Raw genomic sequence first — 10,069 nt, forward strand, 5'->3', positions numbered from 1 at the left:
GTTCTGCACAAATCAAAGCCATGAAAAAGGTTGCTGGTACACTTCGTATCGACCTTGCTTCATACCGTGAGTTGGAAGCCTTCACTAAGTTTGGTTCTGACTTGGATGCGGCAACACAGGCTAAGTTGAACCGTGGACGTCGTACAGTTGAAGTCTTGAAACAACCTGTTCACAAACCATTGCCTGTTGAGAAACAAGTAACCATTCTTTATGCTTTGACACATGGTTTCTTGGATACTGTTCCAGTAGATGATATTGTTCGTTTCGAGGAAGAGTTCCATGCCTTCTTTGATGCTCAACATCCAGAGATTTTGGAAACCATTCGTGATACAAAAGACTTGCCAGAAGAAGCAGTCTTGGATGCTGCGATTACAGAGTTTCTCAATCAAACCAGCTTCCAATAAGAATAGAGGTGTCAGATGGCAGTATCTCTAAATGATATTAAAACAAAAATCGCCTCAACAAAAAATACGAGTCAAATCACTAATGCCATGCAAATGGTATCGGCTGCTAAGCTAGGTCGCTCTGAAGAAGCAGCTCGTAACTTCCAAGTTTATGCTCAGAAAGTGCGTAAACTTTTGACAGATATTCTTCATGGTAATGGAGCTGGTGGTTCAACCAATCCGATGTTGATTAGCCGTCCCGTGAAGAAGACAGGCTATATCGTCATTACATCAGACCGAGGTTTGGTTGGAGGTTATAATTCTTCTATTCTGAAAGCCGTTATGGAGCTGAAGGAAGAATACCATCCAGATGGTAAAGGTTTTGAAATGATCTGTATCGGTGGAATGGGAGCTGACTTCTTTAAGGCCCGTGGTATTCAACCACTTTATGAACTACGTGGCTTGGCAGACCAACCGAGCTTTGATGAAGTTCGTAAGATTATTTCAAAAACTGTTGAAATGTACCAAAATGAACTTTTTGATGAGCTTTATGTTTGCTACAACCACCATGTCAATACGCTAACCAGTCAAATGCGTGTGGAACAAATGCTTCCGATTGTTGACTTGGATCCAAATGAAGCGGATGAAGACTACAGCTTGACTTTTGAATTGGAGACAGGCCGAGAAGAGATTTTGGAGCAGTTGTTGCCTCAGTTTGCAGAAAGTATGATTTACGGGGCTATTATCGATGCCAAGACAGCTGAAAATGCTGCCGGTATGACAGCCATGCAAACAGCGACAGATAATGCTAAGAAAGTCATTAATGATTTGACAATTCAGTATAACCGTGCCAGACAGGCGGCGATTACACAAGAAATTACAGAAATCGTAGCAGGAGCTAGTGCCTTAGAATAGGCTCTAGTCCAGCTCGTATGAAAATGAACTTAGGACCTAGTTGAGCTAGGAACCGACAGTATCTTATATAGAATAGGAGAAGGAGATGAGTTCAGGTAAAATTGCTCAGGTTATCGGTCCCGTTGTAGACGTCTTGTTTGCAGCAGGGGAAAAACTTCCTGAGATTAACAATGCACTTGTCGTCTACAAAAATGACGAAAGAAAAACAAAAATCGTCCTTGAAGTAGCCTTGGAGTTGGGAGATGGTATGGTCCGTACTATCGCCATGGAATCAACAGATGGGTTGACTCGTGGAATGGAAGTATTGGACACAGGTCGTCCAATCTCTGTACCAGTAGGTAAAGAAACTTTGGGACGTGTCTTCAACGTTTTGGGAGATACCATTGACTTGGAAGCTCCTTTTACAGAAGACGCAGAGCGTCAGCCAATTCATAAAAAAGCTCCAACTTTTGATGAGTTGTCTACCTCTTCTGAAATCCTTGAAACAGGGATTAAGGTTATCGACCTTCTTGCCCCTTACCTTAAAGGTGGTAAGGTTGGACTTTTCGGTGGTGCCGGGGTTGGTAAAACCGTCTTAATCCAAGAATTGATTCACAACATTGCCCAAGAACACGGTGGTATTTCAGTATTTACTGGTGTTGGGGAACGTACTCGTGAGGGGAACGACCTTTACTGGGAAATGAAAGAATCAGGTGTTATCGAGAAAACAGCTATGGTATTTGGTCAGATGAATGAGCCACCAGGAGCACGTATGCGTGTTGCCCTTACTGGTTTGACAATCGCTGAATACTTCCGTGATGTAGAAGGCCAAGACGTGCTTCTCTTTATCGATAATATCTTCCGTTTCACTCAGGCTGGTTCAGAAGTATCTGCCCTTTTGGGTCGTATGCCATCAGCCGTTGGTTACCAACCAACCCTCGCAACAGAAATGGGTCAATTGCAAGAACGTATCACTTCAACTAAGAAAGGTTCTGTAACCTCTATCCAGGCTATCTATGTGCCAGCGGATGACTATACTGACCCAGCGCCAGCAACAGCCTTCGCTCACTTGGATTCAACAACCAACTTGGAACGTAAGTTGGTACAATTGGGTATCTACCCTGCCGTTGACCCACTCGCTTCAAGTTCACGTGCTTTGGCACCTGAAATCGTTGGAGAAGAGCACTATGCAGTTGCTGCAGAAGTAAAACGTGTTCTTCAACGTTACCATGAGTTGCAAGATATCATTGCTATCCTTGGTATGGATGAACTTTCTGATGAAGAAAAGACCTTGGTTGCTCGTGCCCGCCGTATCCAGTTCTTCTTGTCACAAAACTTCAACGTTGCGGAACAATTTACTGGTCAGCCAGGTTCTTATGTTCCAGTTGCTGAAACTGTACGTGGCTTTAAGGAAATCCTTGATGGTAAACATGACCACTTGCCAGAAGATGCCTTCCGTGGTGTAGGTTCTATCGAAGATGTGATTGCAAAAGCTGAAAAAATGGGATTTTAAGAGGTGATCTATGGCTCAGTTAACTGTCCAGATCGTGACACCAGATGGTCTCGTCTATGATCACCATGCCAGCTATGTATCGGTTCGAACTCTGGATGGTGAGATGGGGATCTTGCCACGACATGAAAATATGATTGCGGTTTTAGCAGTTGATGAAGTAAAGGTAAAACGTATTGATGATGAAGATCACGTGAACTGGATTGCAGTAAACGGAGGCGTTATTGAAATTGCCAATAATACCATCACAATCGTTGCTGATTCTGCAGAACGTGCTCGTGATATCGATATCAGTCGTGCAGAACGTGCCAAGCTTCGAGCAGAGCGTGAAATTGAAGAAGCACAAGACAAAAACTTGATTGACCAAGAACGTCGTGCGAAGATTGCACTGCAACGTGCCATTAACCGTATTAATGTCGGAAAAAGACTATAAGAAAAAAATGAACTTGAGTTACCAAGTTCATTTTTTATGTTTTCTTAAGGGGCAAAACTAATGCAGACCGCTTCTGGAACATGGAAGTCATTAGAAAGTTCTGCCAGACGACCAGTTTCAGAATTGCGTTTAAAGACGGTTGCATTGTCAGAGTCCTGATGGACAGCAATAAGGAATTCTTGATCTGGTGTCAAATCAAAATCACGTGGAGTTTGACCATGCGTTGGAACGATTTCTAACAACTCTAAGCTACCGTCCGCAAGAATTGTATATACTGCGATAGAATCATGGCCACGGTTAGAAGCGTAGAGGTATTTACCGTCTTTAGAGAGACGAATAGCAGCAGTACCATTAAAGCCTTCATAACCGTCTGGTAGAGTTGAAATAACTTGCATGCGTTCAAATTCGCCAACACCATCGTAGATTAGAACTTCAATAGTGCTATTGAGTTCACAAATGAGATAAGCGATTTTATAATGGTTATGGAAAATAATATGGCGTGAGCCTGCTCCTGGCTGGCTATGATAGGTATAGAGCTTAGATAATTTTCCTTCTTGATCAAGGTCATAGGTGATGACTTGGTCAGTACCCAAATCACAGGTCACTAGATAGTGGTCAGGTGTTAAGTCTGTAAAGTGAACATGAGGAGATGCTTGATTTTCATGTGGACCTTGGCCACTGTGTTGATCCACATCACTAAGTAGAAGACTACCGTCTTTCTGACGTTTATAAACAAGGACCTGTCCTTTATGGTAGTTGGCTGCATAGACAAAATCACGCTTTTCATCAACGGCAACATAACAGTGGGGGGCTCCTTCTTCCACGACATGATTTAATAAAGTCCCGTCAGTTTGATAGGCTGCAATTCCACCCTTATCGTCTTGACTACCAACAGTGTATAAATGTTGGTGCTGGTCAAAGGCAAGGTAGGTTGGGCTTGGTTCAGCTGCAAAAAGTTCTAGATTTGAAAGCTGACCAGTTTCTGTATCAAAGTCTGCCTTGTAAATCCCTTGAGAAGTACGACGTGTATAAGTTCCAAAATAAACAGTTTCTTTCATAACTTTACCTCTATATAAAGATAAGACTATTATATCACAAAAACAAGCCAATTAAAGACATCCAATTAGATGTAAGCACTTTAAAAAAATAATTGATTGGTTTTTTGAAAAATATAATAATATTGAGATTGTTTTCCTTACTTTTCTTCTTAAAAGTGCTATAATGAATCTATCAAATTATAAAAGGAGTTTGACTATGAAAAAACGTGTTTTCTTAGCAGCAGGAGTTGCTGTACTCTCGGCAGCAGTGCTAGTAGCGTGTTCATCTGGTAATGGTAATAAAGAAGCAACTAAACCAGCAACTAAACCAGTTACTTATGCCTATGTATTCTCATCAGATCCTTCGACTCTGGATTATACAGTTTCTGGAAATGTCAGCACTAAACAGGTCACAGGTAACGTTATTGACGGTTTGCTTGAAAATGACCAATATGGGAATCTTGTTCCATCAGTTGCAGAAGATTGGACTGTTTCCAAAGATGGTTTGACCTATACCTATAAAATCCGTCAGGGTATCAAATGGTATACCAATGAGGGGGAAGAGTATGGTGAAGTCAAGGCTCAAGACTTTGTGACTGGTCTGAAACACGCAGCAGATAAGAAATCACAGGCTCTTTATCTCGTACAGGATTCTATCAAAGGATTGGATGACTATGTAAATGGGAAAACAACAGATTTTTCTAGTGTTGGGGTAAAAGCAACTGACGATTATACTGTTGTTTATACTTTGAACCATCCAGAATCTTTCTGGAATTCAAAAACAACAATGGGAGTCCTTGCACCAGTAAATGAAGACTTTTTAGCTTCTAAAGGAGATGACTTTGGTAAACCAACTGATATAACGAGCATTCTATACAATGGGCCATATCTCCTCAAAGGTCTTACATCTAAGTCTTCTATCGAAATGACCAAAAATCAAAACTACTGGGATAAACAAAATGTCTTTATTGATGATATCAAGTTATCCTTCTTTGATGGTCAAGATGCAGACTCTCTAGGTCGCGGTTTTGATGAGGGACATTATCCAGCTGCTCCACTCTTTAAAAACTCTGCCAACTATGAACGTCTAAAAGAAAAGTACAAGGATAATATTGTATATGGTCAACAGCGTGGAGGAGTTTTTTATATCTCAACCAATATCGACCGTGTAAATTACAATCACACTGCTAAAACAAGTGATACAGAAAAAACTTCTACTAAGAAAGCCTTGTTAAACAAAGATTTCCGTCAAGCCTTGGCTTTTGCGGTAGATCGTAAAGCAGGGATCTCTCAAGTATTTGGTGACGAAGTAGGACCTCGTAAGTTACGGACAAGTTTCACTCCTCCAACATTTGTTCAAGTAGGAGATCAAACATTTGGTCAAGTTACTAAGACAGAATTGGATAAATTGGATAATGTCTGGAAAGATGTTAGTCTTGATGATGCCCAAGATTCACTTCATAATGTAGACAAGGCTAAAGCTAAGTTTGAAGCTGCTAAGAAAACCCTTCAAGCTGATGGAGTACAGTTCCCAATTCATTTAGATTTGCCAATTTCTTCATCAAATCCAGATTTTATTCGTCAGGTTCAGTCTTATAAACAATCCATTGAGGAAGCCTTAGGCTCTGACAATGTAGTTGTTGATATTCAACAAGTTTCTGATGACGAATTGGGAAGTATGACTACTCTAGCTACTTCCAATGCAAATACTGACTGGGATATTAATGCAGTCAGTGGTTGGACTCCAGACTTTGCAGATCCATCGACTTATCTAGATGTATTTGATCCAACTTCAGGTCCAAGTCTCCTAAGTGCTCTTGGTGTGGCACCAGGAACAGACAATCCAGTTATTAAAACAGTTGGATTGGATAAATACAAAGAACTGATTGATGATGCAAATAGTGAGAAAACAGACCTTCAAAAACGTTATTCCAAATATTCTAAGGCCCAAGCTTGGTTGTCAGATAGTGCACTTGTTATTCCAGTATACTCTGATGGTGCTCAAATGCTAGTGACGAAAATGCTTCCTGGCAGTGGTGCCGGTGGCTGGGTAGGTGACAAGACTAGTGAAAATAGCTACAAGTATCTGAAAATCCAAGATAAGATTGTCACTACTAAAGAAATGGATGAGTTCCGCAAGAAATTTGCTGATGAAAAAGCCAAATCCAATGCTGATTATCAGAAGAACTTAGACCGTCATATTCAAGACTAATTAAATCTCCTCTTTTGAGGAGATTTTTTATGTCGCGGTCTCCATGTAAGCACTTTAAAAAAGAGTTATTTTGATTTAAAAATGGTATAATGGGAGAACAATAGAAAGGAAGTATTTATGGAGCAAAAAGAGAAACATTTTAGCCTATCTTGGTTTTTCAAGTGGTTTTTGGATAACAAGGCCATTACGGTATTTTTGGTAACCTTATTATTGGGACTGAATCTTTTTATTTTAAGTAAGATTAGTTTTCTATTTTCACCTGTTTTAGACTTTTTGGCAGTCGTGATGTTGCCAGTTATTCTATCTGGTTTGCTATATTATTTATTAAATCCTATTGTTGATTGGATGGAGAAGCATAAGGTTAATCGTGTTATAGCTATCACTATTGTCTTTGTCATCATCGCTCTCTTTATCATTTGGGGCTTGGCAGTAGCGATTCCAAATCTGCAACGTCAGGTCTTAACATTTGCAAGAAATGTACCAATCTATCTTGAAGATGCTGACAGGGTTATTGACGATTTGGTAACCAAGCGTTTACCAGATGATTTCAGGCCTCAGTTAGAACAAGTTTTGACAAACTTCTCTAGTCAGGCTACAGTTTGGGCGAGCAAGGTTTCTTCTCAGGCAGTAAACTGGGTGAGTGCCTTTATTAGTGGGGCATCTCAAGTGATTGTTGCCTTGATTATCGTTCCTTTCATGCTCTTTTATCTCTTACGTGATGGGAAAGGCCTGCGTCACTATTTGACCCAATTCATGCCAACGAAATTGAAAGAACCTGTTGGACAAGTTTTATCAGATGTGAATCAGCAGTTGTCCAACTATGTTCGAGGACAAGTAACAGTGGCTATTATTGTTGCGGTAATGTTTATGATCTTCTTTAAGATAATTGGTCTACGCTATGCGGTTACGCTTGGTGTTACTGCTGGTATCTTAAATCTGGTTCCTTATCTTGGTAGTTTCCTAGCCATGCTTCCTGCCCTAGTATTGGGTTTGATTGCTGGTCCAGTTATGCTTTTAAAAGTAGTGATTGTCTTTATCGTAGAACAAACTATTGAAGGTCGTTTTGTCTCTCCATTGATTTTGGGAAGTCAATTAAACATCCATCCCATTAATGTTCTCTTTGTCTTGTTAACTTCAGGATCCATGTTTGGTATCTGGGGAGTTTTACTCGGTATTCCGGTTTATGCTTCTGCTAAAGTTGTCATTTCAGCGATTTTTGAATGGTATAAGGTAGTCAGTGGCCTATATGAACTAGAAGGAGAGGAAGCTAAGAGTGAACAATAGTCAACAGATGTTACAGGCTTTGGAGGAGCAAGATTTAGTTAAGGCAGAGCACTACTTCGTCAAAGCTTTAGAAAATGATCCAAGTGACCTTCTGTATGAGTTGGCAACTTATCTTGAAGGGATTGGTTTTTATCCTCAGGCCAAGGAAATTTACCTGAAAATTGTAGGGGATTTCCCAGAGGTTAATCTCAATCTGGCAGCTATTGCTAGCGAGGATGGTCAAATCGAGGAAGCATTTGCGTACCTTGAGGAAATCCAAGCTGACAGTGACTGGTATGTGTCGGCTTTGGCTCTGAAAGCAGACCTTTACCAGATGGAAGGTTTGACAGATGTGGCGCGTGAGAAATTGTTAGAAGCATTGACTTACTCAGAGGATCCTCTCTTGATATTGGGCTTGGCAGAGTTGGATAGTGAGTTGGAAAATTACCAAGAAGCTATTCAAGGCTATGCTCAGTTAGATAATCGCTCAATTTATGAGCAAACAGGCATTTCTACCTATCAACGAATTGGCTTTGCCTATGCACAGTTAGGGAAATTTGAAACGGCTACAGAGTTTTTAGAAAAAGCCCTGGAGTTAGAATACGATGACCTAACAGCTTTTGAGTTAGCCAGTCTTTACTTTGATCGAGAAGAATACCAAAAAGCTGTCCTCTATTTTAAGCAGATCGATACCATTTCTCCTGACTTTGAAGGCTATGAGTATGGTTATAGTCAGGCCTTGCATAAGGAACATCAAGTTCAAGAAGCCCTGCGTATCGCTAAGCAAGGCTTGGAGAAAAATCCCTTTGAAACTCGTCTATTGTTAGCTGCTTCACAATTCTCTTATGAACTGCATGATGCTAGTGGTGCAGAAAATTATCTCCTTACTGCTAAAGAAGATGCTGAGGATACGGAAGAAATCTTACTCCGTCTAGCAACTATTTATCTGGAGCAGGAGCGCTATGAGGATATTCTAGACTTGCAAAGTGAGGAGCCAGAAAATCTCTTGACCAAGTGGATGATTGCTCGTTCCTATCAAGAAATGGACGATTTGGATACTGCCTATGAGCTTTACCAAGAGTTGGCAGGAGATTTAAAGGACAATCCAGAATTTCTGGAACACTATATCTATCTCTTGCGTGAATTGGGCTACTTTGAGGAAGCAAAAGTCAATGCACAAGCTTACTTAAAACTGGTTCCAGATGATGTGCAAATGCAAGAATTGTTTGAGACATTGTAAGAATCCATTAGTTACAGAAAACTGCAAGTTATTACTAGAGGGTAACTGCGGTTTTTTGTTTTAAAAAGGACAATTTTCAACTAATATATTCTCTTGAAAAAGTTTCAACTAGGACTATAATATAAAATTATGAGTGATAGAGGAGGAAAATAATGCTTGATACGATAGCTCTACCGATTGAAGTCCGATATATTATTCTCATTTTATTATCTTGTTTTTCTGGTTTTATCATTGGCTATGAAAGAAAGTCTAAGCACAAGCAGGCTGGGAGAAAGACTCATATCTTAGTTGCCTTAACTGCAACTTTAATGATGATTTTATCAAAAGAAGCTTTCTTGGATACGCCTAATGATGATACTTCTAGGGTTGCGGCCCAAATTGTCAGTGGAATTAGTTTCATTGGCGGTGGTATTATTTTCATGAGGGATAAAAAAATCAGTGGTATCACCACAGCAGTTGGTATTTGGGTAACTGCAGGTATTGGGATGGCGATTGGAGCAGGTTTTGCTTTTCTAGGCTTATTTTGCAGTTTAATTGTTGTCTCTGTTCAGAAAAGTAGCTCCAAATTTTTGAAAAGCGATACTCATTATCATATCAGAATGACTGGATTTGTAACCAATAAACCTTCAATAGATACCTTGAATATTCTCATTGAACAGAAGGGATTTTACAATCTAAATATTGACATGGATAGGAATGAAAGTGGTTATAATCTTACGATTAGAGCAGATCACGATAAATCCATTTCTTACAAAAATATGGCTGAGCTTTTATGGAAATGTGACGAGAATTTTTATATAAATCAGGTTAAGATTGTTTCATTAGAAGGATAGAGTTTTGTTTTCATAGCAAAACTCTGATTGGTGAATGGGGAAAGATACTTCTTATTCCCTATACTATGTATCAGGAGGAATTGACATAAAAGCATCAGATTAGCGTAGATAACATAATGAACTGGGGATATCTTGAAAACAAAGATTAGTTTATAAGATTTGGAACCGTTTTCTATCACAATCTTTCGGGAAAGTAGTTGCTAAAAGATGTAAAAATTGATAGAATAAGGATTGTCTAAAAAATTTTAAGGAGAATCTATCAAA

The 10,069-nt window shown here is 39.7% G+C and carries 8 protein-coding genes and 1 pseudogene; 8 read left to right on the top strand and 1 reads right to left on the bottom strand.

Features of this window, described 5'->3' with window-relative positions; all coding sequences use genetic code 11:
- From QZ359_RS02570 to QZ359_RS02585, 4 genes and pseudogenes are all read left to right on the top strand, one after another.
- A pseudogene (locus QZ359_RS02570) lies at positions 1–404 on the top strand (F0F1 ATP synthase subunit alpha); the annotation flags it as partial.
- Between the two features lie 15 nt (positions 405–419).
- Positions 420–1,298 (top strand): F0F1 ATP synthase subunit gamma, encoded by an 879-nt coding sequence (locus tag QZ359_RS02575; RefSeq protein ID WP_000301215.1) that lies wholly within the window; start codon positions 420–422, stop codon positions 1,296–1,298.
- Positions 1,299–1,383: 85 nt separating this feature from the next.
- Positions 1,384–2,790 (top strand): F0F1 ATP synthase subunit beta, encoded by a 1,407-nt coding sequence (atpD, locus tag QZ359_RS02580; protein ID WP_000094357.1) that lies wholly within the window; start codon positions 1,384–1,386, stop codon positions 2,788–2,790.
- A 10-nt stretch (positions 2,791–2,800) separates the two neighbouring features.
- A complete protein-coding gene (locus QZ359_RS02585) occupies positions 2,801–3,220 on the top strand; it encodes a F0F1 ATP synthase subunit epsilon (protein WP_000068043.1) in 420 nt (139 codons plus the stop codon).
- 44 nt (positions 3,221–3,264) lie between these two features.
- On the opposite strand, the gene QZ359_RS02590 is transcribed toward QZ359_RS02585, so the two are convergent.
- Positions 3,265–4,278: a lactonase family protein gene (locus tag QZ359_RS02590; RefSeq protein ID WP_293957999.1), complete on the bottom strand. Its 1,014-nt coding sequence runs from the start codon at positions 4,276–4,278 to the stop codon at positions 3,265–3,267.
- 196 nt (positions 4,279–4,474) lie between these two features.
- Between QZ359_RS02590 and QZ359_RS02595 the strand changes: the two genes are divergently transcribed.
- The 4 genes from QZ359_RS02595 to QZ359_RS02610 all read left to right on the top strand — a co-directional run bounded on the left by QZ359_RS02595 (position 4,475) and on the right by QZ359_RS02610 (position 9,805).
- On the top strand, positions 4,475–6,469 hold the full coding sequence (locus QZ359_RS02595; RefSeq protein ID WP_293958001.1) for a peptide ABC transporter substrate-binding protein: 1,995 nt from the start codon (positions 4,475–4,477) through the stop codon (positions 6,467–6,469).
- Positions 6,470–6,586: 117 nt separating this feature from the next.
- Complete coding sequence (locus QZ359_RS02600; protein ID WP_203180453.1) at positions 6,587–7,753, top strand: AI-2E family transporter; 1,167 nt, start codon at positions 6,587–6,589, stop codon at positions 7,751–7,753.
- Positions 7,743–8,972: a tetratricopeptide repeat protein gene (locus QZ359_RS02605; RefSeq protein ID WP_293958005.1), complete on the top strand. Its 1,230-nt coding sequence runs from the start codon at positions 7,743–7,745 to the stop codon at positions 8,970–8,972. The genes QZ359_RS02600 and QZ359_RS02605 overlap by 11 nt, the downstream gene beginning before the upstream one ends.
- Before the next feature lie 152 nt (positions 8,973–9,124).
- On the top strand, positions 9,125–9,805 hold the full coding sequence (locus tag QZ359_RS02610) for an MgtC/SapB family protein (protein ID WP_153192433.1): 681 nt from the start codon (positions 9,125–9,127) through the stop codon (positions 9,803–9,805).
- The last annotated feature ends 264 nt before the right edge of the window (positions 9,806–10,069 follow it).

It is taken from the genome of Streptococcus sp., from assembly GCF_019414905.1.
GTDB lineage: Bacteria > Bacillota > Bacilli > Lactobacillales > Streptococcaceae > Streptococcus.